This window comes from Gilliamella sp. B14448G11 (assembly GCF_016101765.1).
GTDB classification, from domain to species: Bacteria; Pseudomonadota; Gammaproteobacteria; order Enterobacterales; family Orbaceae; genus Gilliamella; species Gilliamella apicola_N.
This window is the reverse complement of the sequence record NZ_JACFPX010000012.1, coordinates 1-26,791: the sequence shown is the minus strand read 5'-3', so window position 1 is coordinate 26,791 and position 26,791 is coordinate 1. Positions and strand designations below refer to the sequence as shown.

Annotated in this window: 28 protein-coding genes; 8 read left to right on the top strand and 20 right to left on the bottom strand. The window is 33.1% G+C overall.

Annotated elements, in window-relative coordinates:
* Positions 1-662: 662 nt before the first annotated feature.
* Positions 663-1,916: a PTS ascorbate transporter subunit IIC gene (locus H3S88_RS08895; protein ID WP_198228614.1), complete on the top strand. Its 1,254-nt coding sequence runs from the start codon at positions 663-665 to the stop codon at positions 1,914-1,916.
* Between the two features lie 86 nt (positions 1,917-2,002).
* On the opposite strand, the gene argA is transcribed toward H3S88_RS08895, so the two are convergent.
* The 9 genes from argA to aroE all read right to left on the bottom strand — a co-directional run bounded on the left by argA (position 2,003) and on the right by aroE (position 8,487).
* On the bottom strand, positions 2,003-3,331 hold the full coding sequence (gene argA / locus H3S88_RS08890) for an amino-acid N-acetyltransferase (protein ID WP_198228613.1): 1,329 nt from the start codon (positions 3,329-3,331) through the stop codon (positions 2,003-2,005).
* A gap of 222 nt (positions 3,332-3,553) precedes the next feature.
* On the bottom strand, positions 3,554-4,264 hold the full coding sequence (locus H3S88_RS08885; protein WP_198228612.1) for an MFS transporter: 711 nt from the start codon (positions 4,262-4,264) through the stop codon (positions 3,554-3,556).
* Between the two features lie 69 nt (positions 4,265-4,333).
* On the bottom strand, positions 4,334-4,468 hold the full coding sequence (locus H3S88_RS13365; RefSeq protein WP_143422855.1) for an MFS transporter: 135 nt from the start codon (positions 4,466-4,468) through the stop codon (positions 4,334-4,336).
* Positions 4,469-4,471: 3 nt separating this feature from the next.
* Entirely contained in the window at positions 4,472-4,666 is a 195-nt protein-coding gene (locus H3S88_RS08880) for an MFS transporter (protein WP_144093223.1), read from the bottom strand.
* A 32-nt stretch (positions 4,667-4,698) separates the two neighbouring features.
* On the bottom strand, positions 4,699-4,836 hold the full coding sequence (locus tag H3S88_RS08875) for an MFS transporter (protein WP_143422853.1): 138 nt from the start codon (positions 4,834-4,836) through the stop codon (positions 4,699-4,701).
* Between the two features lie 114 nt (positions 4,837-4,950).
* On the bottom strand, positions 4,951-6,150 hold the full coding sequence (locus H3S88_RS08870; RefSeq protein WP_198228611.1) for an MFS transporter: 1,200 nt from the start codon (positions 6,148-6,150) through the stop codon (positions 4,951-4,953).
* Between the two features lie 268 nt (positions 6,151-6,418).
* The gene (gene aroL, locus H3S88_RS08865; RefSeq protein WP_065738368.1) at positions 6,419-6,931 is read right to left on the bottom strand and encodes a shikimate kinase AroL; all 513 of its coding nucleotides are present in this window, start codon (positions 6,929-6,931) and stop codon (positions 6,419-6,421) included.
* Between the two features lie 223 nt (positions 6,932-7,154).
* Complete coding sequence (locus H3S88_RS08860; protein ID WP_039130077.1) at positions 7,155-7,508, bottom strand: DUF1870 family protein; 354 nt, start codon at positions 7,506-7,508, stop codon at positions 7,155-7,157.
* Positions 7,509-7,656: 148 nt separating this feature from the next.
* Positions 7,657-8,487, bottom strand: coding sequence for a shikimate dehydrogenase (aroE, locus tag H3S88_RS08855; RefSeq protein WP_198228610.1), 831 nt, complete (start codon positions 8,485-8,487; stop codon positions 7,657-7,659).
* Between the two features lie 742 nt (positions 8,488-9,229).
* Between aroE and rpmB the strand changes: the two genes are divergently transcribed.
* The 7 genes from rpmB to H3S88_RS08820 all read left to right on the top strand — a co-directional run bounded on the left by rpmB (position 9,230) and on the right by H3S88_RS08820 (position 14,283).
* Entirely contained in the window at positions 9,230-9,466 is a 237-nt protein-coding gene (gene rpmB / locus H3S88_RS08850; RefSeq protein ID WP_025314527.1) for a 50S ribosomal protein L28, read from the top strand.
* A gap of 15 nt (positions 9,467-9,481) precedes the next feature.
* On the top strand, positions 9,482-9,649 hold the full coding sequence (gene rpmG / locus H3S88_RS08845) for a 50S ribosomal protein L33 (protein WP_025314526.1): 168 nt from the start codon (positions 9,482-9,484) through the stop codon (positions 9,647-9,649).
* A gap of 404 nt (positions 9,650-10,053) precedes the next feature.
* Positions 10,054-10,842, top strand: a complete 789-nt coding sequence (locus H3S88_RS08840; RefSeq protein ID WP_198228609.1) for a DeoR/GlpR family DNA-binding transcription regulator — start codon at positions 10,054-10,056, stop codon at positions 10,840-10,842.
* A 58-nt stretch (positions 10,843-10,900) separates the two neighbouring features.
* Positions 10,901-11,584 (top strand): D-allulose 6-phosphate 3-epimerase, encoded by a 684-nt coding sequence (gene alsE / locus H3S88_RS08835; protein ID WP_198228608.1) that lies wholly within the window; start codon positions 10,901-10,903, stop codon positions 11,582-11,584.
* Positions 11,585-11,599: 15 nt separating this feature from the next.
* Complete coding sequence (locus H3S88_RS08830) at positions 11,600-12,529, top strand: ribokinase (protein WP_198228607.1); 930 nt, start codon at positions 11,600-11,602, stop codon at positions 12,527-12,529.
* 40 nt (positions 12,530-12,569) lie between these two features.
* Positions 12,570-13,871, top strand: a complete 1,302-nt coding sequence (gene fucP, locus H3S88_RS08825) for an L-fucose:H+ symporter permease (RefSeq protein WP_198228606.1) — start codon at positions 12,570-12,572, stop codon at positions 13,869-13,871.
* Between the two features lies 1 nt (position 13,872).
* Positions 13,873-14,283, top strand: coding sequence for a VOC family protein (locus tag H3S88_RS08820; protein ID WP_198228605.1), 411 nt, complete (start codon positions 13,873-13,875; stop codon positions 14,281-14,283).
* Between the two features lie 103 nt (positions 14,284-14,386).
* Here the strand turns inward: H3S88_RS08820 and gltP are convergent, their stop codons facing one another.
* The 11 genes from gltP to H3S88_RS08765 all read right to left on the bottom strand — a co-directional run bounded on the left by gltP (position 14,387) and on the right by H3S88_RS08765 (position 26,554).
* Positions 14,387-15,697, bottom strand: a complete 1,311-nt coding sequence (gltP, locus tag H3S88_RS08815) for a glutamate/aspartate:proton symporter GltP (RefSeq protein WP_086327034.1) — start codon at positions 15,695-15,697, stop codon at positions 14,387-14,389.
* A gap of 87 nt (positions 15,698-15,784) precedes the next feature.
* The gene (gene gyrA / locus H3S88_RS08810) at positions 15,785-18,475 is read right to left on the bottom strand and encodes a DNA topoisomerase (ATP-hydrolyzing) subunit A (RefSeq protein ID WP_198228604.1); all 2,691 of its coding nucleotides are present in this window, start codon (positions 18,473-18,475) and stop codon (positions 15,785-15,787) included.
* Positions 18,476-18,573: 98 nt separating this feature from the next.
* Positions 18,574-19,152, bottom strand: a complete 579-nt coding sequence (locus tag H3S88_RS08805; RefSeq protein WP_198228603.1) for an SIS domain-containing protein — start codon at positions 19,150-19,152, stop codon at positions 18,574-18,576.
* 16 nt (positions 19,153-19,168) lie between these two features.
* A complete protein-coding gene (locus H3S88_RS08800) occupies positions 19,169-19,537 on the bottom strand; it encodes a YraN family protein (RefSeq protein WP_039128621.1) in 369 nt (122 codons plus the stop codon).
* Positions 19,506-21,341, bottom strand: a complete 1,836-nt coding sequence (locus tag H3S88_RS08795; RefSeq protein WP_198228602.1) for a penicillin-binding protein activator — start codon at positions 21,339-21,341, stop codon at positions 19,506-19,508. Before H3S88_RS08795 ends, H3S88_RS08800 begins: the two co-directional genes overlap by 32 nt.
* Before the next feature lie 22 nt (positions 21,342-21,363).
* Positions 21,364-22,446 carry a 23S rRNA (cytidine(2498)-2'-O)-methyltransferase RlmM gene (gene rlmM / locus H3S88_RS08790; RefSeq protein ID WP_198228601.1) on the bottom strand — a complete coding sequence of 361 codons (1,083 nt, stop codon included), beginning with the start codon at positions 22,444-22,446 and terminating at the stop codon, positions 21,364-21,366.
* A gap of 46 nt (positions 22,447-22,492) precedes the next feature.
* Positions 22,493-23,443, bottom strand: coding sequence for an LpxL/LpxP family Kdo(2)-lipid IV(A) lauroyl/palmitoleoyl acyltransferase (lpxL, locus tag H3S88_RS08785; RefSeq protein WP_039128613.1), 951 nt, complete (start codon positions 23,441-23,443; stop codon positions 22,493-22,495).
* 224 nt (positions 23,444-23,667) lie between these two features.
* Positions 23,668-24,462: a thymidylate synthase gene (gene thyA, locus H3S88_RS08780; RefSeq protein WP_198228600.1), complete on the bottom strand. Its 795-nt coding sequence runs from the start codon at positions 24,460-24,462 to the stop codon at positions 23,668-23,670.
* Positions 24,459-25,328, bottom strand: a complete 870-nt coding sequence (gene lgt, locus H3S88_RS08775) for a prolipoprotein diacylglyceryl transferase (RefSeq protein ID WP_086290229.1) — start codon at positions 25,326-25,328, stop codon at positions 24,459-24,461. The genes thyA and lgt overlap by 4 nt, the downstream gene beginning before the upstream one ends.
* Entirely contained in the window at positions 25,325-25,897 is a 573-nt protein-coding gene (rppH, locus tag H3S88_RS08770; protein ID WP_198228599.1) for an RNA pyrophosphohydrolase, read from the bottom strand. Before rppH ends, lgt begins: the two co-directional genes overlap by 4 nt.
* A 96-nt stretch (positions 25,898-25,993) precedes the next feature.
* Complete coding sequence (locus tag H3S88_RS08765; RefSeq protein WP_198228598.1) at positions 25,994-26,554, bottom strand: YgjV family protein; 561 nt, start codon at positions 26,552-26,554, stop codon at positions 25,994-25,996.
* Between the last annotated feature and the right edge of the window lie 237 nt (positions 26,555-26,791).

The window sequence follows — 26,791 nt, the reverse complement described above, 5'->3', positions numbered from 1 at the left end:
ATATTCAAAACTTAATGAAATGGTATAGACTCCTGAATTATTTTTACAGATAAACGTTAATAAACTCAAGTAAGAGTTATCTAAAAAAGACAATCAATAAAATAGTTGCTGACAACAGTGAAATATAATGTCACTGCCAGAAATAACTTTGATTTAAAAAGTATAGTGATGACATCTTTATCAACTTTTTTATCTTAAAATCCTTTTCTTATATTCAAAACTTAATGAAATGGTATAGACTCCTGAATTATTTTTACAGATTAACATTAATAAACTCAAGTAAGAGTTATCTAAAAAAGACAATCAATAAAATAGTTGCTGACAACTGTAGGGATAATGGTCACTGCCAGAAATAACTTTGATTTAAAAAGTATGGTGATAACATCTTTATCAACTTCTTTTTATCTTATAATCCTTTTCTCATATTCAAAACTTAATGAAACGGTATAGACTCCTGAATTATTTTTACAGATAAACATGAATAAACTCAATTAAGTGTTATCTAAAAAAGGTCAATTAATCATCCTTAATTAAGATAAATATTTGCTTATAATTAATTATTTTTTTATTACATTTGCTAATTTGTGATCCAAAACACAAAATGAAATAGCATTTCATTTATAATGATTTATTATTTTATTATTAGGTTTTGGAGTGGAAACATGGGGCTTTTTCTAAATATATTTGGTCAACCAGCTATCATTATTGCATTAGTAGCTTTTATCGGTCTGATATTACAGAGAGCAAAAATTTCTAAAATTATTACTGGAACGCTACTTTCATTTATTGGATTTGTGTTAATTAAGACTGGCGGAAAAATTTTGGGTGGTGTGTTAATTATGTTTAGTAACATGTTTACTCACGCGTTTGGAATGCATGGCGTAGTACCAAGTAATGAAGCCATTACCGCATTGACAATGGAATCACTTGGCACAAGCGCTGCTTTTATCCTCTTTTTTGCGATGATCATTAATCTGCTATTAGCAAGATTTACTCGCTTTAAATCGATTTATTTATCATTGCATTTAGTGCTATTTATGGCATTTTCGTTCACTGCCGTATTACAGGGTATGGGCTATAATGGCTATATAATTGTTGCTACTGGCGCAATTATTATTGGGCTTTATATGGCGATATTTCCAACTTTACTCTCTAAATTCAGCCGTAAAATAATAGGCAATAATGATTATTGTATTGCTCATGCAGGGACTATCTCATATTTGATAGGTTCTTATTTAGGTTCATTGTTAGGAAATAAAAAAAATGATATTGAAAATATCAAAATAAACGATCGTTTTAGCTTTTTAAGACAGTCTGATGTGGCGACTTTTATTACCATGTTTGTCTTACTATGTTTATCTGGCGCGTTTTCTTCTGCTGATTATTTAAAAGATATTCTTAAAAATAACACGTTCATTATTTTTGCACTGGAACAATCAGCTATTTTTGCAGGCGGTTTATATATTGCTAAAAAAGGGGTAGCCATTTTTACTGAAGAAATTATTCCAGCTTTTAAAGGATTTGCTCAAGTTGTCGCACCTGGTTGTGTACCCGCTGTCGACCCTATGGTGTTATTTGATAAAGCACCCAATTGTGTATTGGTTGGTTTCATTGTGAGTTTCTTTACTGAAATAGCCTGCGTTGTTGTTTTTCCTTTTGTTGGTTTACCCATTATTATTCCAGGAATTATGGCAAGCTTTATCACAGGTGGAACCGCGGCTATTTTTGGTAATTCAACTGGCGGAGCACGAGGTGCAATAATTGCTGCTTTTATCAATGGGTTATTATTATGTATATTACCTGCTCTAGCGTTACCTCTTTTTGCATTTCTAGGTGTGGAAGGCGTTACATTTGCCGATCCTGACTTTACCAGTTTGTCATTGATTACCGAATTTGTAGTGAAATTGTTTAACTAGCACTAAAAGCGCTTTCGCTTTGATTAAGTTAAGTATTCATGATTGGTTAAAAGTCTGCCGAATAAGCAGACTTTTTAATGATCATTTCATTCAATATTAAACATTAATATTTTTGAATTTCTTTGATAATTATAGAGTTGTTTCTTTTTAATTGGTAAATCATCCACTTCTGCTGGATTAAAGCCCTTTTCTCTAAACCAGTGAATACTACGGGTAGTTAATACAAATATTTTTTTTAACCCTAAGTTATTTGCACTTTCCATGATCTTTTCAATCAATAAATCACCACGAGATGAATTACGATAATCAGGATGGATTACGACACAAGCCATTTCACCCATTTTTTCTTCTAGATAAGGGTAAAGAGCAGCACAACCAATCGTCATATTATCACGTTCAATAATGGTGAATTTATCAATTTCCATCTCTAATTGTTCACGTGAACGCTTAACTAATACGCCTTGTTCTTCTAATGGTCGGATGAGTTCTAATATGCCACCAATATCATTAATGGTTGCAGAGCGAATCTGTTCTGAATGTTCCATTGAAACTTGTGTTCCAATACCATCACGGGAAAAGAGTTCTTGTAAAATAGAGCCATCAACTAAATAACTGACTAAATGGCTTCGCCTAACTCCACAACGGCATGCTTTAGAGGCTACCCGTAAAAAACGTGCTTCACTTGATAAATGCTTACCTTGTTGCTCTTTATTATTTACATAATTATCCGCATCTATAGGATAAAGATCGGTAATAACTCGACCATTTTCATCGAGAACACCTTGTTCTGCGCAAAAACTGATTAGTTTATCGGCCTTTAAGCGAATAGCGACTTCAGCAGCGACATCTTCAGATGCTAAATTAAAACTTTCGCCTGTTACCGAAACGCCTACAGGACCGAGTAATACAATAGAGCCACGCTCTAATTGTTCTTCGATGGCTTCGTTATTTATGCGACGAATTTTACCTGTATGACAATAATCAACTCCGTCATCAACCCCCAATGGTTGAGCAATGACAAAGTTACCGCTAACGACACTAATATGAGCGCCTTGTAATGGTGTATTATTTAAACTCATTGATAAACTTGCGGTAATGTTGAGCTGCAATAGGCCAGTAACTTGCTTGATGACATCCAATGTGGCGGCATCAGTGATACGGGTATTTTTATGATATTTAGGCGTAATGTTATGATTTTTTAACGACGCATCAATTTGATTACGTGCACCATTAACAATAACGAGTTTAATTCCTAGACTATAAAGCAATCCAATATCACTGATGATACTTGAATAGTTATCGCTTTTTAGAACCGCTCCAGTAAGTAAAATCACAAATGTTTTACCATGATGGGCATTTATATAAGGCACTGAATGTCTTAAACCTTCAACTAACTCTGTTGTACGCTCTTTCATCTTCACAACCTTTCATCATTGAATATTTATTCATTATTTGTGTAATTTTATGTATTTTTATTTTGATCGCAAGCAGTTTTTAAAAAATAATTCAGAAAGGGATTTTTACTAATATAAAAATAAAAAACTTAAATTATCAATTTGAAATAATTGATTTTTCAAATGTGGTTTATTTAGTAAATATAAAAAAAAGAGCATACCAATAACGGCATGCTCTTAATATCAGAGTATTTTGTTAAATGAATAATTATCTTTATCTGCTCTTTTAGAAATATTAAATATTTTTCGGTAACGGATTAATACAACTACCGCTAATAATGTCCCTAAACCAGCAATAATTGCATCGCTAAGCATAACATAACGCAAACCTAAATTTGTTGATATCCAACCAATGAAAAATGGTATCATGGCTGTTGCAACACTCGATGATGTAAAGAAAATCCCCAATACTTTTCCTTTACCCGATGGAAAAAATTCGGCCATTGTGGTTAATGCTAACTGCAATACACCACCTGCTGCAGTGAAACCAAGCACGAAACCAGCAATAATACACATCATTGGTGTTGGATAGCTATATAGAATAATTAACATTAAGGTTGAAAGTAATGGGTATAGAATAACAATATAAACAGGCCTTACCAGACTTTTTACTAAAATTGAGGTTAAAAATACACTGGCTAATGTACCAATGCCGTATGATGAAAATGCCTGAACTGCCCCAGATGAATCCATACCAGCAACCGTTTGTGAAAAATCTTTTAAACAAGATGAGACTAAATAAAATGTTGCTGTCGATGTAAAACCAATAACAATAAAGCATAAACCTTCAATATAAAAATTAGCTTTTTGTTTTAATATCGGCGTTTGGTTTTCAAGCGTTTGTAGGTCTTTCTCTTTTTCCTCTGGAGTAATTTTATAATTTGGAAATAGCATTTTTAATACAATTAATGCATTCAATCCTAAAATAATACAACACAGTATAAATGATCAACCATAATAACCTTAGTTAGCTATGATAATGTCCATAATAATTGGTAGTACAGATTGACGACCTGAGGCAATGGCTGCTTTAATTAAAATTGACGCCGAACCCGGTGATTTTGCAAATGCTTCCATCAAAGCAGGATAAGTACCCACATCTCATGTTGAGTTGGCTATGCCACCTAAAATTGCAAACATAAAAGCAATTTGTACATTTGGACTAACTAAAATACCAAGTAAGAATCCTATATAAAATAGACCACCTAAAACGATAAATGGTTTACGTCCAAATTTACCTGAGAGAGTCCCCATGATAAATAATACTAATAATCGGCCAACACCTAGCCCCATCATGACATTATAAACATTTTGTTTAGCTTCACAGACTAATCCAATTTGTTCTGCGTTAATGAATCTTTTGCAATATTAAATAAATAGGTAAGCTCTGGGTTAAATTGTGCAGCTAAATAATCAATATTTAGCCCAAGAATGATGGCTCCCATTCCGTGCACAAAATAGTTCATATATAAACAAATTTAGGTGCCTAAATATTTATTTAGACACCTATTATTTCCTATAAACATTCATTTTTTGATTATTAGTAATTATTTTTTAAAAAAATTTATTAATATTTTGTTTTATATTTTTGTCATATCAATTACTTGTTTAAATCGATAAAGGACAATAGAGCCAAGTATGACACTTGCTAGGGCGATAAAGAAGTCGATCAAAATAGCATAACTTACATCATACATAGCCAATTTTGGCACGATAAGCGGAATAACGATAAAGGATAACCCACTAAAAGTATACATACAGCCGACCGCTATACCTTTGCGTGTTGGGAACAATTGCTGCATAACAACTAGAGTTAATTGAAGCACGCCACCGGCTGCCGTAAAACCCATACCAATTGCAGCGATAACACACATCATAGGTGAAATATTACAGTAAAATAACATTAATACTATTGCTGACAGTAAAGGTAAGATAATGATACAAAATATAGGTTTTAATAGATGTTTAACGATAAATGCCGTTACAAAGACTGAGATAATTGATGCGGTACTATAGTAGCTAATCAATTGTTTAGCTTCAAGATCGCTCATATTAACCCCATTAATCGCAATGGTTGGTAACCACTGTAAAATTATGACAAATGTTGCTGTGGTGGTGAATCCCATAAGGATCAATAAAATGCCTTCAAATTCAAACTTTGGTTTAGCTTTGAAATAATCTTCAGTACCACCATTGCCTTTTATTGCGGTATCTTTGTTAGGAAAATTTTGAGGAAATAGAATTAAACCATTAATAACTAAATAAGCCGTAAAGCCAAGAAACGCCCAACCATACCATATTTCGTTTGTATTAAAAAAGGTAACAATAAATGGAAGAATTAGCGTTCCAATAGAAATAAATGCTTTAATGAGGACACTTGCAGAACCCGCTGAACGAGGAAAACACTCGGTCAAAGCAGGCATTGAACCGGTATCTAAAAAAGAATTGCCTGCCCCCACGGCAATTGCAAGACAAAAAGCGATATGAATATTGGTACAGAAAGTCATGCCAATAAAGAAGATCGCATAGCAAGCCATGCCCAGATAGATAAAGAGTTTTCTTCCAAATTTATCCGATAGTATTCCACCTGCAAACATTAAAAAAATCTTGCCAATACCTATACCTGAAGCAACATAACCAAGACCAAGCAAATCAGTATTAAGCTGCTTTGTAAGATCTTGAGAAAATTGCATAATCACAATCAATGCAATACTTTGAATAATATAATTGGCATAAATAGATCCGACAATTCCATAAGAATTAATTTTTCGATTATCCATTTGTGATACTCCATATGTAAAATTAAATTTTTGAGCATTTGATTGTATTCAATATATAAATATTCATCTGAAAACGTTTACGCCAAATTTATTATTAAACTTTTCGTTTTTTATATTTATCTACAGTTTTTAAATTATGTATAAATAAAATTAGAATAATATTGAATAAAAATCGAACTCATCAATAGATGTTTTTATAAGTTTCTAACTTATTATTTTTAATAAAAAATACCACTCTTTAAGTGGTATTTAATAAAAGGATATTAGATTAATTTTGCAACATATGAAGTATATTATTAAGTATTAGAGCTTCATCCTGTTCAACATTAACTACATGATGTGCTGCATCATGATATAACGGTAACCGCTCTGCCAACACTTTTTCCATCTCATCAAAAATAGATAGACCCGTTAATGATGGGCGCTGAGCAACATTAGGATCTTTCATTAAACGTGCAGCTAATGTTGCAGCTGTAGCTGATAAAAAAATGACAGTACCATTTTGTTTCATAAAATGGCGATTGTGATCGGCCAGTACCATTCCTCCACCCGTAGCAATGACTCGATTTGGCTTAGTTGTATCAATTAAAATCTGGCTTTCTCTGGCTCTAAAGCCTTCCCAACCTTCTTTTTCAACAATTTCAGCTACTGTTTTTTGAGTAGTTTCAAGCAAATGGCAATCTGTATCAATGAAAGAAAACGATAGCTTATTTGCAAGCATTTTTCCCATTGTCGTTTTGCCAGCTGCTCTGGCGCCTACTAAAAAAATAGTATTATTCATATTGAGTCCTGTTCCTTCAAATTTACAGCTTACAGAATATACCGTCTATGCTAGTGATTCACTTTAAGTTTTGCAATATTTTTTTTACATATTATTATATATTTTTAAAACTTATTGATTTTTATAAAATAAATAAATAAATTTTAATATCTACTTGTAAAAAATAATTTACACTTTTATTAAAAATATCTCTAAACTTAAATGGTAGTTGTATTAATTTTTGTTAACACAATTTTTCTAAACCACGAAAATATAACTCTGTCGCAATAGATTGATGTAATCGCCACTGAATGATATCAAGTTCTGGATTGACTTTTTTGAACTCTTCATAGGTCATAAAATAACGAATAGTATTACTACCAACACGATCATTAATACTATTAATAATAATATTTATTTTATCAGTTCGGAATTTTTTCAATTCTTGCATTGCGGTAACAACATATTGGGGAACTGGAACAGTACCTTTTTCCCAATTATGCCATGTACTAGCATCAGTTTTACCAATATATTCACTTGCCTCAGACACTTTTAACATTAGGAAACGACGATACGCTTGCAATTCTAAGTTAGTCATAAATACTCCTCCTTATCGTATTTTTACTTATACAGTAACTTTACATATGACACCGATATCATTTATTTATATAAAGAATTTAAAAAAGTTAAACGTATAGATATCAGCAATACATCTAATTTAAATTAGATGTATATACTTTTATTTATTATTTACCTGCTAGGGCATCAATTACGGCTTGTTTTGCCCGTTCAGAAAGATCTTTACCCGTCCAAATTTTAAATTGTGCATTCGCTTGCCCAATAAACATTTCTCGACCGGAAATTGACTCCCAACCTGCTTTTTCAGCTTCTTGTCTGAAGCGAGTATTATATGGCGTATAAACGATATCGTACGCAATACCTTTACCTTTAAACCATGCTTGTTCATAAGGTGTTTGATCTTCAAATTTACCTGTCATACCTAATGGAGTCGAATTAATAATTATTTGCGCTTCTACTTTATTTCGATCTTGCCATGCAACGGTTTTAAGATTGAACTCTTTAGCTAATGATTGAGGTAAATCATCAACAATGTCAGTTACAGTAATATCGGTATAACCAAGATCTTGTAAACCAACAACGGCAGCTCGTGCGGCACCGCCTGCCCCAAGTAATAAAACCTTTTTGTATTCAGCAGGCAAATTTTTCGCTCTAAGTGGCTCCATGAAACCAACAATATCAGTATTGTCACCGCAAAGCTTGTCGCCATCCCAATACACTAAATTCGCTGCTCCCGCCTTTTTTACATGCTCAGTTACTTCATCTAAATAAGGAATAATGGTTTGTTTATGTGGAATAGTGACACATAATCCACGTATATTTAATAATCTTACCGATTTAAATAATGTTGGAATTTCTTCTGGAGGAGTAGGAAATGGTACTAATACAGCAGGAATACCATAATCTTGAAATGATGTAGTATGAATAAGTGGACTCATACTGTGACCTAAAGGATAACCGATAATGCCGTATATGCTATATGGCTGAAACTGGCTCATATAATCTCCTTGAAAGTTGGAAAATCAAAAGGAATAAATAAAATCTTCATCCTAATTATTAAAACACATTTATTATAAAATTAAATCATTTTTTCTAAAATCACAGACAAAGTTAACATTTTGTTTTATAAAAATTTGTTTAATATGTAAAAAATAATATCTACTCTATTAATAGAATATTTTGAACAGAATTTAACTTTTTAATTATTCACCGTCACAAGCTAATATTTTTGACACATCAAATAGTAAGATAATTTTCCAAACTCCCCCAAAATAGCATTGTCATTATATTTAATTAAGATATGTTCAATTAGAAAGCAATAAAACTTTTGCTCTGTGGGTAATAAAGGTCTATTTTTCATTGTGGCAATAAAAATATCTCTTTTCTGATAGTTTTTATTTATGATAAGGTGAGCAACATTAAACTCCTCAAGAATGAGTACTCTTGTTATAATGTCTATACCATAATAGATCGAAACCAAATCCATCACGGCACTTTCTACCTCAATTTGGGTTTTATGTGAACTACATTTATATAAACTTATTTTAAGCTTAAATAAGATAATGCTTGAGAATTTGTGTATAACAGCGTATACTTCGCTACCTCATTATTGTGGGTGTAGTGTGAGAGGTTAGACTGCTTCTCAGATAGAACTGCAGCAAACTAAAAGCCTGACGAGGTTAATTCCATTAACATATTACGCCCAAGGCTTAAGCATAGAAATTTCGGAGAATTATTGACATGTCACGAGTATGCCAAGTAACAGGAAAAGGTCCTTTAGTAGGAAATAATCGTTCTCATGCGATGAATGCTACTAAACGTCGTTTTCTACCAAATCTTCAAACTCACCGTTTCTGGGTTGAGAGCGAAAAACGTTTTGTAAAATTGCGTATATCTGCTAAAGGTATGCGAACTATCGATAAAAAGGGTATTGATGCAGTTTTAGCTGAACTTCGTGCCCGTGGTGAAAAGTACTAATAAGGAAACCATATCATGGCTAAAGGTGTACGCGAAAAAATTAGATTAGTTTCTTCTGCTGGTACAGGTCATTTTTATACCACTAGCAAAAACAAAAGAACTATGCCTGAGAAAATGGAAATCAAAAAATACGATCCCGTTGTTCGTCAGCATGTTATTTATAAAGAAGCTAAAATTAAATAGTTATCTAATAAATAAAAAGCCCAGCAAATGCTGGGTTTTTTATAGTTGCAAAAAAATATTTCCCACCATCCAAATAAAAAAGAACTTCAATCACATATTCAGCAAAAATACTCCCAACTAATAAGCATTACGATTCATAATAGACTATCATTAATTTATTTAAAAAGATTCGGTCAAATTCAGTCAAAATCAAATACGATTTTATATACCGATTTTGACCGTTTTTTTTTGTTTCAGGTAATAATATGTATAAATTTAATCAAGTATACAATCATTCAATAAGATAAATGTGTTCTTTATCATATTTTATTATTAATGAAACAAAACAAATAACAAAACAGATTCCATACACAAAATGGTAATTTCTAAAAAAGTTAAAATGGTAAGGCAGTTAAGGAGATATTATGTTAATACTAGAACGGCAACAAATGATCATTCAATTACTAAGTCAACACACTAGTCTGACAGTAAATGATATGGCAAAACTATGTTCCGTATCTAAAGAAACACTACGTAGAGATTTGAGAACTTTAGAGAAAAAGGATTTAATTCGTCGCAGCCATGGAGGCGCAGTACTAGCCTCAACTATCTCTAGTGATCCTATAGTGCCTTCCATATTAAGTAATAATCGCTCATTCCGCCAACGGATTTTAGTTAATACTGATGTAAAAACCCGCATCGCTCGAAAAGCACTACAATTTGTGAATAATGCAGATCGTATCGCTTTAGACAGTAGTTCATCTTGTTGGTTTTTAGCTCGACAACTTCCAAATGTTGATATGACTGTTATCACTCATTCTATAAATGTTGTTCAGACATTAGCGGCAAAAAGTCAAATTCAAATTTTTGTTTTAGGCGGTGCCTATTTTGCCAAAAATGAAGATATGGTTGGGTCATTAACCGAAAAGATGTTGGCAGAATTTACTATAGATACATTATTCATTTCTTGCGATGGATTAGATTTTGATAATGGTTTAAGTGATAACAATGAATATCATGCTCATTTAAAAAAGCAGATGATTTTAACAGCAAGAAAAATCATTGTACTAGCTGATTCGACCAAATTTAATCAAAATGCTTTCGCTAAAATATGTAACTTAGGCGATATTGATGTACTCATTACCGATAAAAATATCGATAAACTACTACAAAAAGAAATGGATTGGCACAGTGTAGAGGTTGTATTAGCTTAATTAAATATCTCTTCTTAACTAGATAAATATTATGGTTCTAGTAATAAGGAGAATAATTATGCCATGTAAAATTTCCCCATCACTGATGTGTATGGATTTAATTAATATAAAAGATCAATTAACATTTTTTAATCAACATGCTGACTTTTTGCATGTTGATATTATGGATGGTCATTTTGTAAAAAATATCACACTTTCAGCTTTCTTCATTGAACAAATAAAACCTCACACATCTATACCCATAGATGTCCATTTAATGGTGGAATACCCTACGGATTTTATTGATCAAATGGCAAATGCTGGTGCTGATTTTATCTGTCCTCATGCAGAAACAATTAATACTAATGCTTTTAGGGTGATTAATCATATTCATCAATTAAATAAAAAAGCGGGAGTTGTCATAAATCCAGCAACTCCTATTGAGTACATATCAGAATATATTCATCTACTTGATAAAATTACCATAATGACCGTTGATCCAGGCTATGCTGGTCAACCATTTATTCCAGAAATGCTACAAAAAATAAAAAAACTTTCTGAATTGAAAAAACGTAATAATTTTAAATTTCTAATTGAGGTTGATGGTTCTTGTAATGCAAATACTTATCATCAACTGCTCTCATCAGGAGCTGAAGTATTAATTATGGGAAGCTCAGGACTATTTAAAAAGAATCTCTCTTTAGATGATGCGTGGAAAAAAATGACGACTGATATCAATAACGCTATTAAAACTATCAAATAGTAAAAGGACAATTAAATGAAAGGAAAAGTTTGTGTTTTCGGATCTTTTAATCTTGATATAACTGCATTTTTAGAGCGTTTCCCCATGCCCGGTGAATCATTAGTTGCCAGATCAAGTAAGATTTCAGCAGGAGGAAAAGGTGCTAATCAAGCCACAGCAGCGTTGAAAGCAGGGGCAAACGTACATTATATAGGGAAAATAGGAGAAGATGATTTTGGTTATTTTGCTCGCCGTCATCTTAAGGAAGTAGGGTTTAATGCTGTAACCATATTAAGTTCAAATCAACGAGCTACAGGCAATGCATTAATTTACGTTGCTGGCGAAAGTGCTGAAAATATGATTTCTGTCGATCCTGGTACCAATATGATTGTAACAGAAGAAGAAATTAAAAAATGCGAACCTGCAATAAAATGTGCAGATGTAGTATTAGTCCAACTTGAGAATAATCTTTCAGCTATCAATCAGGTAATTGATATTGCAAATAATAACAATGCATTTACTATTTTAAATCCAGCGCCATTTCAACCTGTTAGTGATAATTTATTATCAAAAGTTGATTTGTTAACCCCCAATGAAACAGAGGCTTATCTTCTCACAGGTCAAAAAATTACTGATAAAGAAAGTGCAGAATGTGCTGCTGATTATCTACACCAAAAAGGTGTTAAAAAAATCATTATCACTATGGGTGCTAAAGGTTCACTACTTTCAGATCATTCAACCAAAACTTGGATCCCTTGTTTCCCAGCAAATCCTGTTGATACAACTGGTGCTGGAGATGCTTTCAACGGAGCCTTAGCCGCTCAAATTGCTAATGGACAAAATATTAAACAAGCTGCGTTATTTAGTTCTGCTTTTGCAGCAGTGAGTGTCGAATATATTGGAGCTGCATGTATGACTACCTACCAGCAGGCAATTGAACGCATGAACAAATTTAGTAGTAATTAATAAATTATTACTGATTATTTTTAAATATTAAGGTTTTATTATGAATACGACTAATAAATCATCTACTTTAGATAGTAGTACTTATTTAACAAAAACGCCATGGGCAAAATTTATTCTAGTATGTTGTTTATTTGCTCTCTGGGGAATGGCTGTTAATTTAAATGATATTCTAATTGCACAGTTTAAAAAAGGGTTTGATCTTACTGATACACAAACTGCTTTAGTACAATCCGTATTTTTTTTAGGATACTTTTTTATCGCATTACCAGCAGCAGCAATAATTAAAAAATTCTCTTACAAATTAGCAATTGTTATTGGTTTAATGTTATATGCGACTGGTTGCTTTTTATTTATACCAGCAGCCTCATCAATGACCTATTATGCATTTCTTGGTTGCTTAGGCATTATCGCTTGTGGTTTGTCATTTCTTGAGTCATCTTGTAATACTTATTCAAGTTTGTTAGGTCCCATAGAAACATCAACACAACGAATTAATTTCTCACAAATTTTTAATTCCGTTGGTGTTATATTAGGTGTTCTAATCGGTCAACAATTAGTATTTGGAAAAAATGATCCTAGTCATGCTGAATTATTGCAAATGACACCGGAAGCAGCAAATGAGGCTAGGCATCAAATGGTTGGGCAAGTAGTTACACCTTATTTAATAATCGGTTCAATATTAGTTTTAATTGCATTGATATTTATTTTTGTCAAATTTCCAGCATGTAAGGCTAGTTCGATTGAAAATCAAGAAAATGAAAATTTAATCCATTCTTTAAAAAGACTTTTTGCTATTCCTCGTTTTACTTTAGGTATTATTTCTCAATTTTTATATGTTGGTGCTCAAGTTGGTGTCTGGAGTTTTACTATACGTTTCGTCCAACAAGTTGAAACTGGCACATCTGAACATAATGCTACTTATTGGTTACTTATCTCACTACTTTTCTATGCATTAGGGAAAGTTGTATCTACATTTTTAATGAAAAAAATAAGTCCTGCTAAATTATTGAGCATCTTTGCCATTCTGGCAGTTATCTTGTTAGCAATAGCAATAATGAGCTCTGGGATCATGGCCATTGCAACATTAACTACCATTAGTTTTTGTATGGCTCCTGGATGGCCAACTAATTTCGGATTAACAATTAAAGGAATGGGTAAAGATACTCAAACTGCAGGATCCATTGTCGTTATGTCAATTATTGGTGGTGCAGTTATTCCACTAATTATGGGAATTATTTCTGATGTAAATCAAGGAAACATGCAAATAGCATTTACCGCACCTCTATGCTGTTTTATCTACGTTGCATTTTATGGTTACTATTGTTCGAAAAAAGGTATCTAATATGAATAATTTAATTACAGGTATTGCCCATTTGGGTTTAAAAGTTAGTAACATTGATAAATCCTCATCTTTTTATCAAACGTTAGGTTTTACAGTTACAGAAAAATTTTCCAAAAAAGTTCAAAATGGTGAAGTGCGTGTAGAATTTTTAAGTTCGCCAAAACTTACATTGGAACTGTATCAATTACCGGATAATACTTATACCGATTTAATTCAAACTCACAATGGTATTGAACATTTTGCACTAGAAGTTAATGATATTGACGGGATGCTTAATAAGATAAGAAGCTTCGGTTACGAGATCAATGAGGGGCCAATTTATGAGAAAAGAGAGCATTGTGAAGTAAGCTTTTTTCTTATTAGTGGTCCTGATGGAGAAAGAATTGAATTTGATATGACAAAATATTTCTAATAATTATAAAAATAAGTAATTAAAAAACAGGTTATAAAACTACCTGTCATTACAGGTAGTTTTAAATTTTAAAATAATCATTATAGATTAGCTAACAATAGAATTATTTCAAATATTGTTGTTCGTATGCTTTTGCTTTTTTATCATCAAAAACATGTTCCCAACGAGCAATAACAATCGCTGCTAATGCATTACCGACAACATTAACAACCGTTCTACCCATATCTAAAATACGCTCTACGCCCATAATATAACCAATACCTTCAAGCGGAATACCCACACTGCCTAGGGTTGCAGATAAAACAAGGATTGAAGCACCCGGTACGCCAGCTATACCTTTAGAGGCAATCATCAATGTTATAACAATAATAATCTGATCTAAAATGGTTAAATCTATATGGAATAGCTGAGCCAAAAAGATAACCGTAATACTTTGATAAAGCGTTGAGCCATCAAGATTAAATGAATAACCTGTTGGAATAACAAAACTTGTGATCGCCTTTGGCGCACCGTATGCTTCCATCTTTTCAATAATTTTTGGTAATGCAGTTTCAGAACTCGCTGTTGAAAATGCGATAACCAACTCTTCTTTTAATATTTTTAATAGCGTAAAAATATTAAATTTACAAAGTTTACATACAAGTCCTAATACCACCAATGTAAAAATAATCATAGCTGAATAAACAGTGAAAATTAATTTAAACAACGGCAGAAGAGATGCAAATCCATATTTAGCAACGGTTACAGTAATCAAAGCGAAAACACCAATTGGTGCGTAGCGCATAATCATGTTCGTTACTTTAAACATGGTGTCAGATACAACTTTTAAGAAGAAAACAAATGGTTCACGTTGTTTGTCTGGTAATGACATTAAACCTAAACCGAAAAAGACACAGAAGAAGATAACAGGTAAAACAGCGCCATCACTCATAGCTTTGAAGATATTAGCTGGAATCATATCTAATATCATAACAATTAAGCCATGAGGTTTTCCGCTCAATTCTTCTGCGGCTTTAGTATACTTACTAATATCGCTCGTTGCTAAGGTTGTAGAGTCAATTCCCGCACCCGGTGCAAAAATATTTCCCCAGAAAAGCCCTAGTAAGATGGCAATCGTTGTAATAATTTCAAAATAGAGAATAGTTTTAAAACCCAATGTTCCTAATCTTTTTGAACCACCAATACCTGCAATACCTAAAGTGAGCGTACTGAGTATAATAGGTAATACAATCATTTTAATTAAACGAATAAAGATATCACCAGCTGGTTGAAAAATATTAACTATCGAAAATTGATAATATGAATGTAAAGGATGGCTTGGGACAGAAAGTTCAAATAAATAAGCGCCCACCGCTACACCTAGTATCAAAGCAATTAAAATTTGCCATGCAAGATTTGTTAAGATTTTCTTTATTAAAAATGACATTTAATACTATTCCTTTTCTGGATATTATAAATAAAAAAGGATTAGTTATAACTAATCCTTTTTGATAATTAAAACTTATTCTTCTGACTCCGAAGATGAACTCTGTCGTTCATCTTCTTGAGAAAGATCGGACTCACTTTCCTCATCCTCAGTTTCGGCTATTCTCTGTAATCCAACGACTTTTTCGTTATCTGCTGTACGAATAAGCATAACACCTTGTGTATTTCGACCTACAATACTTACTTCCGAAACACGTGTACGCACAAGCGTTCCTGCATCAGTGATTAACATGATTTGATCTGTTTCATCAACTTGAACAGCACCAACGACTTTACCATTTCTTTCACTCACTTTGATAGAAATAACACCTTTTGTCGCGCGTGATTTGGTTGGGTATAACTCTTGTTGTGTACGTTTACCATAGCCGTTTTGCGTTGCAGTTAAAATCGCGCCATTTCCTCGTGGAACAATCAGTGATACGACTTTATCATCGTCTTCTAATTTAATACCTCGAACACCTGTCGCAGTTCGTCCCATGCAGCGAACTTTATTGGCTGGGAAGCGAACCACTTTACCATTAGCGGAGAACAACATAATGTCTTCTGTATTAGAGATTTGAGAGACCTCTTCATCATTATCAGTCTCATCAACAATTACATCATCATTGAGTTCATCATCAACAGTATCAGACGTTTCATTACTTGTTAGATCTACACCGATTAATTCATCATCATCACGTAAATTAATAGCGATAATACCACCACTTCTTGGACGACTAAATTCAATTAGTGAAGTTTTCTTAACGGTACCTTGTGCTGTAGCCATAAATACACAGTGTTCGTCATCAAATTCTCGAACAGGTAGGATCGCGGTAATACGTTCACCTGCTTCGAGTGGTAATAAATTAATAATTGGACGTCCACGTGAACCTCGACTTGCTTCAGGTAGTTGATAAACTTTCATCCAATATAAACGACCACGGCTTGAGAAACAAAGAATCGTATCGTGGGTATTCGCTACAAGTAATTTTTCAACAAAATCTTCTTCTTTGATTTTCGTTGCAGATTTACCTTTGCCACCTCGACGTTGAGCTTCGTAATCAGATAAAGGCTGATATTTTACATAGCCTTGGTGTGAGAGAGTTACAACAACATCTTCTTGAGCAATAAGATCTTCAATATTAATATCAGCACTGCTTGCTGTAATTTCAGTTCTTCTTGCATCTTGGAATTGATCACGAACCGCTTCAAGCTCTTCACGAATCACTTCCATTAAACGTTCTGGACTGGCTAAAATGTGCAGTAACTCGCTAATTTGAATCAGTAATTGTTTATACTCATCCAAAATCTTTTCATGTTCTAGACCCGTTAATCGATGTAAACGAAGATCTAAAATAGCTTGGGCTTGTGCTTCTGATAGGTAATAATAACCATCGCGAATACCAAATTCTGGCGCTAAATCTTCTGGTCGAGCAGCATCGTTACCCGCTTTTTCGAGCATTGCTGCTACATTACCAAGCTGCCAAGCTTGAGATAATAATTTGCTTTTAGCTTCAACTGGAGTTGAAGCTGCGCGAATTAATTCAATAATAGGATCAATATTGGCAAGCGCAATAGCTAACCCTTCTAATACATGGGCTCTTTCACGAGCTTTACGTAATTCATAAATAGTTCTACGAGTTACCACTTCACGTCGATGAAGCACAAAGGCTTCAATCATCTCACGTAAATTTAGAAGTTTAGGTTGCCCTTTGTGTAAGGCTACCATATTGATACCAAATGAGACTTGCAATTGTGTCAATGAGAATAAGTTATTTAATACAACCTCACCGACAGCATCTCGTTTAATTTCAATAACAATACGCATCCCATCTTTGTCAGATTCATCGCGTAGCGCCGAGATACCTTCAACTTTTTTGTCTTTAACTAATTCAGCTATTTTCTCGATCAGTTTTTTCTTGTTAACTTGATACGGAATTTCATTAACAATGATTGTTTCACGCCCACTATGATCATCAACTTCAATAGTTGCTTTAGAACGAATATAGATAATACCACGTCCAGTTCGGTAGGCATTTTCAATACCCTTTCGACCATTAATTAAAGCAGCAGTTGGAAAGTCAGGTCCATGGATATGTTCCATTAATCCATCAACTGAAATATTTTCATCTTCAATAAAAGCAAGGCAACCATTAATGACTTCAGATAGATTATGAGGAGGGATATTTGTTGCCATACCAACCGCAATACCTGAAGAACCATTTATCAGTAAATTAGGAATACGCGTTGGCAATACATCAGGAATCATTTCAGAGCCATCATAGTTCGGCGAGAAATCAACGGTTTCTTTATCAAGATCAGTCAATAACGCACCTGCAAACTTTTGCATACGTATTTCGGTGTAACGCATTGCCGCAGCCGAATCACCATCAACAGAACCAAAGTTTCCTTGACCATCAACTAACATATAACGTAATGAAAATGGCTGCGCCATACGTACGATTGTGTCATAAACAGCAGAGTCACCATGTGGATGGTATTTACCAATAACATCCCCAACAACACGAGCAGATTTTCGATAAGGTTTATTCCAATCGTATCCTGCTTCATGCATGGCAAAAAGGACCCTTCTATGGACTGGTTTTAAGCCATCGCGTACATCAGGTAAAGCACGCCCGACAATGACAGACATTGCATAGTCAAGATAAGAGGATTTTAGCTCATCTTCAATATTAACGGGGGTTATTTCTTTGGCTAGTTCGGTCATAACACCATATTCTCTTATTAAATTAGGTCATCAAAATAGCTTGTAATTATAGCATAAAATTCGTTATTAATGCAGGACTATACCGTTTTTATTTCAACTTATTCATGTTGAATAAACAAAGTATTTTCAATTAATTGGCATAAACAATTTAAAATCATAGCATGCATTTCATATGCCATTACTTTTTTATAAGATGGAACTCTTATCTCAATATCATTTTGACCAAGTAAGCCGATAACTTCACCACCATCAAAAGCAGTTAAAGCAACAATTTTCATATCTTTAATCACAGCTTCTTGAACAGCGCGAATAATCGAACGGCTGTTACCTTGGCAAGTCAATACTATCAAAATATCACCTTGCTGCCCCAAAGCTTGTATTTGGCGAGCATAGACTTCTTCATGATTGGCGATTGCACTTAATAATACATTATCAGATACCAAAGCTATAGCGGGTATGCTGGGTCTTTCTATATTAATACTGGTAATTAATCGAGAAGTAAAACTTTGTACATTTGCCGCAGATGAGCCATTACCACAACTCATAATTTTATTACCATTAAGTAAACCTTGAACAATAATGCTTGCCGCTTTTTCAATTGATGTCCCTAAAGACTCAGCCATTACAATTTGAGTTTGAATACTTTCAGTAAAATAATTTTTTATTAAATCTTGCACGTTTTTCACCTAAAAATTAAAACGCATTAATAATCCATTTTTGGTTTTTGCCCGTAATAGCAAAAATATCAAATCTAAATTCTGTATCATCAATATTCATATTTTCTGATAACATCCAGAGTTGTGCCGCTTGCTTGATTTTATTTTGTTTACTTGATGTTACGGTCATTTCGGCATTACCAAAATTGGCATTTTTTCTATAACGTACTTCAACAAAAACGAGACATTGTTTATCACGCATAATTAAATCAATTTCACCTAAACGATATTGACTATTTTGAGCAATAAATGAAAGCCCTTGTTTTAGTAAATACTGGCAAGCAATATCTTCGTAATGCTTGCCAATTTTTTTGTTATTCTTCTGAATTAGATCGGGATAATGCATGAATATATTGTTGCCAAGATAAAGCACGAGTGACTTCACATTGATCCTTGGTCGATAATTTACCCGTCATACCATTTAAAAAGTCAGTTTGGTACGAATTCATTTGATTAAAGCGATTTGCAAGTCTCCAAGCATCAATCCCCATCGCATATAAACGCAATAATGAATAATTTTTCTGAATATTGTCAGGTATGATTTCTGACATTTGATCAGAATAATTAACGATCATTGGAATTTCAGCATATTCAGTATGATCCATATCATAATTAAAATCATCCGAAGCATTAGCCACATGACTTTTGGTGCTTGTGTAGATCATAAGTGAGGATGAATTACCTACTGATTTGCCGGCTGCCATATCAATCATTGGTTTTATAAGAGTTAACTCATCGTATGAAGCATAAATATAGACAGCGTCAAAATTGTCTGATTGATCTTCTGTATAATCGGTTAAAATAGGGATTCCAGTAAGTTTTATTCCTACATTACGATTCATACCAGAACTTAATGTACTTTTATTGCCAAAATATTGTACATAAGCTTGTGAACTATTAGATGATAATTCAGACCATTTTTTAGCAAAACTTTGAGCTACACGTTGACCGAGATCATTTTGCGGAACCAGCAAGAGTGGCTTTAATTTGTTTTGTACATAAATATGATCTGCTGCATCTTGTGCTTCATCTTCTGGTGATAATGCGAAATAACACATTTTATTCGGTGTAACTGAACTATTATCCACTTTATTCAATGCTAAAACAGGTAAAGAAGGCGCCAACTGTTTAATCTTAATCACTTCATCTTTCAGTAAAGGACCTACTATCAATTCAACATTTTGTTCTTTAGCTTGACTTATAAGAGCATCCATATCAGCACTTGTTGTATCAAGTAAAACTACATTTTGTTGTGGCTCTTGTGGGAAAAATTTAATGGCATCAAAATAACCTTGTCGAATAGTATCACCAAAAAGGCGTGATGATCCTGTTAGTGGTAATAATAATGCTACTTTTTTAGCATTAACATCATCAACATTTAATGCTTGTTCTCCTATTAATAAAGAAATGATACTTTTAGCTGGATGATCCGGATATTGTAGTAACCAATCTTTTACAGCCTGTTTTAATAATTCGTTCTGTTTTTGTACTCTCTCTGCAATAATTTCAGGCGTATCATCTTCTTGTGTTTTTGGTTCTATATTATTACTTTTATAAGCATCCGCTAAATTAATCCATCCTTGTAAAGTTACTTCATCTTCATAAACTAAAATGGTATTAACTTGTTTAGTACTCAATCTACTAAAAAATTTCCATGTATCATTTAATATCTGGTTTTTCTGTTTTTCTGGCGTATATTTTTCTAGTTCAATATAATCATGAGCTTGACCATTGATATCTCTATTTTTTTCATCCAAACTTAATTTAATAGAGTAGTAACGGTATAATTGTGAATTGGTTAACCCATCAGTTGTTAACTTTTTAATATTAAATGGTTTTTTCAATTTTACTGCAATTTCACCTTGCAACAATAATTTTTCTTTCTGTTGTTCATCATTAAGATCAGAGGATATTTGAGATAACAAATCTTTTGCTTGAGAAACTTTATTTTCTTTAATTAATGCCTGAATAGCTAGTAATTGCCAATTGGTTTTAGCATTTCCAGAACTTTCATCCGCTAGTGATAGATAATAACTAGAACTTTTAGTTCCATCATAATCACTAAGTTGCGATTGATTACCCGGACATCCAGTTAAAAATGTCAATAATATAGACATTAATATTGAATAAAAGAAAATTTTTAAATTCATACACCCACTCTCTTGTTATTTACTATCCCCAAATTCGTTGCACATGAACAGTAATTTCTTCACGATCATGATAAAGCTGCTTGGCCTGAATTTGAACATTGATTTGATTATTATTTAATTCGTCATTGAGTAACTTTATATTTTGTTTTACTTCTTCATACCGTTTTTTCATTGGTAATTTAAGATTAAAAATGGTTTCTCGACACCAACCATTAATCACCCATTTAGCTATTAATTGCGTCACCTTGGTCGGTTTTTCAACCATATCACAAACTAACCAATAAATATTATGTTTTTTAGGCGTAAATTTAAAGCCATCTTCACGATAATGTTTAACTTGTCCAGTTTCCATTAGTTTGTTATTCATTGGACCATTATCAATAGCGTAAACCATCATACTTCTTTTAACTAGTTGATAAGTCCAACCGCCTGGGCAAGCACCTAAATCAACTGCATTCAAACCACCTTTTAAGCGTTCATCCCACTCTTCATAAGGAATAAAAATATGGAACGCCTCTTCCAATTTTAATGTAGAACGACTTGGTGCATCAGCAGGAAATTTTAGTCTAGGGATCCCCATATAAAAAGGTGAGTTATTTTGACTTAATGAATAACCTACATAACAACTATTACTACTTGTAAAAAATAGATGAATAACAGGTTTTTTTGGATTTTCAACTTTTAATAAAATACGTTTGCTTCGTAGCGCTTGACGAAGTGGTACTGTAAATTTACGACAAAATCCACCTAGTTCTTTACCTTCATTGGTATCAGCGACTTCTACACGCACATCACCTGCGTTATCGATCAAACCCGATAATGCATTAATTATTGGAGTGATCCGATCATTGGCTGGTAGATCAGTCAATAAATCACCTGATACAAACATCTGTCTAGCAAAGATTAGAGTACGAAACGGAAGTTTTTTTATCAGTATTGTCGCTTGATCGTCTTGATAACATTCAAAAGTGACATAACCACTATTTTCTATAACTTTGGCAAAACCAAATATTTCCAGTTGTGCAGCTCTATCTGTGATTTCAGCAGCACATTCTTTTTCAAATCCACAGCGACAGTATAGAATAATTTTATTTAGTTTTTGCATTTCGTATTTTTACTCTTCAAACAGACATTATAAAAAAATAATTGATTTAGTCAGATTGAACATCATTAGTATACAAAGGAGCTTCCCCCTTAGGACGGGTTTTAAATCGTCGGTGTAACCACATATATTGTTCTGGAGCTTTTAAAATTTCTTGTTCAATAGCTTTATTCATAAAAGTTGCAGCTAATACATCATCATCAATAGGATAACCTTCAAGCGCTGGTGTTACATACACGGTATAATGGCCATTTTCCTCACGCTTAGGTGTAAATGGAATAATGGCGGGTTGGCCTAATTTAACCAATATACGTGTACCTATCGTCGTTGCTGCTTTTTCTACTGAAAATAATGGAGCAAAGACACTATTTTTAGGTCCATAATCATGATCAGGGGCATACCAAAGTAACTCACCATTTTTTAATGCGCGGATCATACCTTTAGTATTATAGCGATCTAACATGTATTTATTAGATTTGAGTCTACCTTTAAGCTGAACATAATCCATTACCAGATTATCATTTGGTCGATAAACACCTACACCGGGATGACTCATTCCTAAAATGCGTGCCCCTAATTCTAATGTTAGGAAATGAATTCCAATAAGTAAAACGCCTTGACCTGATTGTTGTATATTTTTGATATATTGGTCACCGACAATAGATGAATGTTTAGCTAATCTTTTGTCAGACCAGAACCAAGCCATCCCTGTTTCGAAAATAGCCAATCCAGTAGAAATAAAATTGCCCCGCAACAATTGATCACGTTCAAGCTGTGATTTTTCAGGAAAACAAAGTTTAAGGTTTTGTCTTGCTGTCTCTTTACGTTTACCAATTAATTTCATTGAAAGCAACCCTAAACTTTTTCCTAATTGATAAATTACTGGATAGGGTAATAAAACGATTAAATATAAGATACCAATACCAAACCACGTTAACCAGTAACGAGGGTGTAGTAGGCGTTTAGTAAAGATAGGACGAATTTCCTGATTTTGACTCATATTAAGATTAAGTTATTGTTAATAACAAAGTTGATTATTATATACTATATATTGATTTTAAGGGCAGAAAATTAGAAAGATCTTCCCTACATTAATGTATCTAATAAGGTATAGTTTAAACAGATCACAACAATATATAATTAGTTGCTGTGATCTTCGTTCTTAAGATTTTTTAAAATTTTATACTCAAACGTAGGCTTTTCCTGAAACTTCTTTACAAGAATTTAAACCGCAACGGGTGCTTTGATTGCAGGGTAAGGATCATAGCCAATAATTTCAAAGTCCTCAAACTCATAATCAAAAATTGTTGGAGGTTTACGTCTAATAGCAAGTTTTGGTAGCGCTCTAGGCGTTCGACTCAATTGTAAATGAGTTTGTTCCAAATGGTTTGAATATAAATGCGTATCACCACCAGTCCAAACAAAATCACCCACATCTAAATTGCATTGTTGAGCAATCATATGAATTAATAACGAATAGCTAGCAATATTAAATGGTAACCCTAAAAACACATCACAAGAACGTTGGTAAAGCTGGCAAGAAAGCTTTCCATCCACTACATAAAATTGAAAAAATGCATGACAAGGAGCTAACGCCATTTGATCCAATTCTCCAACATTCCAAGCAGAAATTATTAGGCGTCTTGAATCAGGATCATTTTTGATTTGATCAATTAATTGCGATATTTGATCAATATGCTGCCCATCTGGTGCTGTCCATGCTCGCCACTGTTTTCCATAAACAGGACCTAAATCACCATTCTCATTAGCCCATTCATCCCAAATAGTTACTTTATTATCTTTTAAATATTTAATATTTGTATCGCCTTTTAAAAACCAAAGTAATTCATGAATAATTGAACGTAAATGGCATTTTTTTGTAGTGACTAATGGAAATCCATCCTGTAGATTAAACCGCATTTGATGACCAAAAATGGATAATGTTCCAGTTCCTGTCCGATCTGACTTAGGCATACCTTCTGCTAATATCTTTTGCATAAGTGCTAAATACTGTTTCATCGTGTTGTCGCCTTTTTGTTAACTCTATATGTATAAAAAAGAAATAAAATACCGGCAAAAATCATTGGTAGGCATAAAATTTGCCCCATACTAATGACATTAAAAAATAGTCCTAGTTGCTCATCGGGTTGTCTAAAGAATTCGATTACAAATCGAAATAAACCATAACAAAGCAAAAACAATCCAGATACAGCACCTGTTGGTCTATTTTTACGAATGAACAAATTCAAAATGATAAATAAAACAATTCCTTCAAACATCATTTCATAAAGCTGTGAAGGATGTCTTGGTAAAATGCCATTTAGAGAAGTATAAAGCGATAACCACTCAGGATGTGTTTGTACAAACATAAAATCCGCATGAGAGGAAGTCGGGAATAACATACCAATATGAGATTGAGTCACACGTCCCCAAAGCTCACCATTAATAAAATTACCAAATCGCCCAAACATTAAACCAATAGGTACTAAAGGAGCGACAAAATCAGCCACTTGCATAAAGGTTTTATGATTAATTTTTGCGAAAATAGCAATAACGCAAATTGCACCGATTAGACCACCATGGAAAGACATGCCGCCTTCCCAGACTTTAAATAATGTAACAGGGTCTTGGATAAAAACGTTAAAATTATAAAAAAGGATATAGCCTAATCGTCCACCAATAAAAAGCCCTAAAAAACCCCAGAATAGCAAATTCTCAACTTGTTGTGTTGTCCATTGACTATTAGGTTTATTTGCTCTTCGTTTGGCTAAATAAAGCGCTCCAAGCACTCCAAATAAGTACATTGCACCATACCAATGAAGCGATATAGGGCCAAGTGAAAAAGCAATTGGATTGAAGTTAGGAAATTGTAAGTATTGATTCATTTTTTAATACACTGTTTATTTTTTCGTTTATGAGCAAAGAAATTAAATCGTTTCTTTTTAGAAACATTTGCTATTGGTGCTTCCGCATCGGATTGGATGCTAAATACTGGCAATGAAAATTCTTTCATTGCTTTTCGATAAACATCGCGTTTAAAAGCAATAACCTGACGAATAGGGTACCAATAACTAACCCATTTCCAATCATCAAATTCAGGAGTTGAAGACTTATTGAGATTGATTACCGATGTATCAGATATCAATTCTAATAAAAACCATTTCTGTTTTTGACCAATACAAACAGGTTGATTTTCCCAACGTATCATTCGTTTAGGTAATTTATATCGCAACCAACCGTTAGTAACGGATAGAATCTTTACATCTTGAGGTAATAATCCTACTTCTTCGTTTAATTCACGAAACATTGCCTGCTCAGGCGTTTCGTTTAGTTTTATTCCGCCCTGAGGAAACTGCCAAGAATTTTGTCCATAACGACGAGCCCAAAGTACTTGACCATACCTGTTACAAATAACTATTCCTACATTTGGACGGTAGCCATCATTATCAATCACTGACTACCTCAAAAAATTTATTCTTATATGGCTAAATTGTTTCATACATACAGCAAGAAATAAATAGGAAAATGAATTAATCGAGTAAATATCCCATCACACAGTTTGTTTTTTAGATAATTTAATAATTGTAATAATATTAATTATGGCGAATGTTACTTCTATAGCCAGACTTCCTAAAGACCCTATCCATAAACTATAAATAATCCATAAAATACTGCTCATCAGTATAAGTAGTCGCATTTTCTGTTGTTGTAAACGAAATAATGCAATGGTAACTAATGTCGTACCAATAACAGATAAATAATGTATAAATTGTGTCAGATCTGGAGTAGTAAGAAAATAAAATATCCACATTAAAGCAATAAAAAATAACATTGCTAACATATTTTTTGTGTAATTCGAAGCAACATTTCTAAATATATTTACTATATTAAGAATTGCTGCTGGATAAGACTCCGGACCCAATAAGTAAAAGTGCAAAGTCATAATGACATTAACGATTGTTAACTGCCAACGAAAAGCATTATCGCTACGTTGTAAAAAAGCACTGATACCTACAAGATAACCTAAAATACCAATTAATTGAGGTAAAGTAGTATATCTATCAATAAAATCTGAACCCACGAATTGATATAAAAAGTTTAGATTATCCATCGTTCACTCCATAGATAAATGGATCTAAATAATTAGTTAATAACCTATTTATAAATAATTTAGAAAAAAATTTATTAAATGTTATTAATAAATAATCATATAATCACATCTTTAAAACATAAAATTTTATATAAATTTCAGTCAGTTTTATTATCTCTATATGCAAAAAAGCCCAGCATTCCTGCTGGGCTCTCTCTATATTTAAAAGTCTGGCGGCTCCCTACTCTCACATGGGTA

Excerpts from the sequence above, each read along its gene's own strand:
- H3S88_RS08895 (WP_198228614.1), top strand. The coding sequence starts at position 663 with ATGGGGCTTTTTCTAAATATATTTGGTCAACCAGCTATCATTATTGCA.
- argA (WP_198228613.1), bottom strand. The coding sequence starts at position 3,331 with ATGAAAGAGCGTACAACAGAGTTAGTTGAAGGTTTAAGACATTCAGTG.
- H3S88_RS08885 (WP_198228612.1), bottom strand. The coding sequence starts at position 4,264 with ATGCTATTTCCAAATTATAAAATTACTCCAGAGGAAAAAGAGAAAGAC.
- H3S88_RS08880 (WP_144093223.1), bottom strand. The coding sequence starts at position 4,666 with ATGATGGGGCTAGGTGTTGGCCGATTATTAGTATTATTTATCATGGGG.
- H3S88_RS08875 (WP_143422853.1), bottom strand. The coding sequence starts at position 4,836 with ATGAACTATTTTGTGCACGGAATGGGAGCCATCATTCTTGGGCTAAAT.
- H3S88_RS08870 (WP_198228611.1), bottom strand. The coding sequence starts at position 6,150 with ATGGATAATCGAAAAATTAATTCTTATGGAATTGTCGGATCTATTTAT.
- aroL (WP_065738368.1), bottom strand. The coding sequence starts at position 6,931 with ATGAATAATACTATTTTTTTAGTAGGCGCCAGAGCAGCTGGCAAAACG.
- H3S88_RS08860 (WP_039130077.1), bottom strand. The coding sequence starts at position 7,508 with ATGACTAACTTAGAATTGCAAGCGTATCGTCGTTTCCTAATGTTAAAA.
- aroE (WP_198228610.1), bottom strand. The coding sequence starts at position 8,487 with ATGAGCCAGTTTCAGCCATATAGCATATACGGCATTATCGGTTATCCT.
- rpmB (WP_025314527.1), top strand. The coding sequence starts at position 9,230 with ATGTCACGAGTATGCCAAGTAACAGGAAAAGGTCCTTTAGTAGGAAAT.
- rpmG (WP_025314526.1), top strand. The coding sequence starts at position 9,482 with ATGGCTAAAGGTGTACGCGAAAAAATTAGATTAGTTTCTTCTGCTGGT.
- H3S88_RS08840 (WP_198228609.1), top strand. The coding sequence starts at position 10,054 with ATGTTAATACTAGAACGGCAACAAATGATCATTCAATTACTAAGTCAA.
- alsE (WP_198228608.1), top strand. The coding sequence starts at position 10,901 with ATGCCATGTAAAATTTCCCCATCACTGATGTGTATGGATTTAATTAAT.
- H3S88_RS08830 (WP_198228607.1), top strand. The coding sequence starts at position 11,600 with ATGAAAGGAAAAGTTTGTGTTTTCGGATCTTTTAATCTTGATATAACT.
- fucP (WP_198228606.1), top strand. The coding sequence starts at position 12,570 with ATGAATACGACTAATAAATCATCTACTTTAGATAGTAGTACTTATTTA.
- H3S88_RS08820 (WP_198228605.1), top strand. The coding sequence starts at position 13,873 with ATGAATAATTTAATTACAGGTATTGCCCATTTGGGTTTAAAAGTTAGT.
- gyrA (WP_198228604.1), bottom strand. The coding sequence starts at position 18,475 with ATGACCGAACTAGCCAAAGAAATAACCCCCGTTAATATTGAAGATGAG.
- H3S88_RS08800 (WP_039128621.1), bottom strand. The coding sequence starts at position 19,537 with ATGCATTATCCCGATCTAATTCAGAAGAATAACAAAAAAATTGGCAAG.
- H3S88_RS08795 (WP_198228602.1), bottom strand. The coding sequence starts at position 21,341 with ATGAATTTAAAAATTTTCTTTTATTCAATATTAATGTCTATATTATTG.
- rlmM (WP_198228601.1), bottom strand. The coding sequence starts at position 22,446 with ATGCAAAAACTAAATAAAATTATTCTATACTGTCGCTGTGGATTTGAA.
- lpxL (WP_039128613.1), bottom strand. The coding sequence starts at position 23,443 with ATGAGTCAAAATCAGGAAATTCGTCCTATCTTTACTAAACGCCTACTA.
- thyA (WP_198228600.1), bottom strand. The coding sequence starts at position 24,462 with ATGAAACAGTATTTAGCACTTATGCAAAAGATATTAGCAGAAGGTATG.
- lgt (WP_086290229.1), bottom strand. The coding sequence starts at position 25,328 with ATGAATCAATACTTACAATTTCCTAACTTCAATCCAATTGCTTTTTCA.
- H3S88_RS08765 (WP_198228598.1), bottom strand. The coding sequence starts at position 26,554 with ATGGATAATCTAAACTTTTTATATCAATTCGTGGGTTCAGATTTTATT.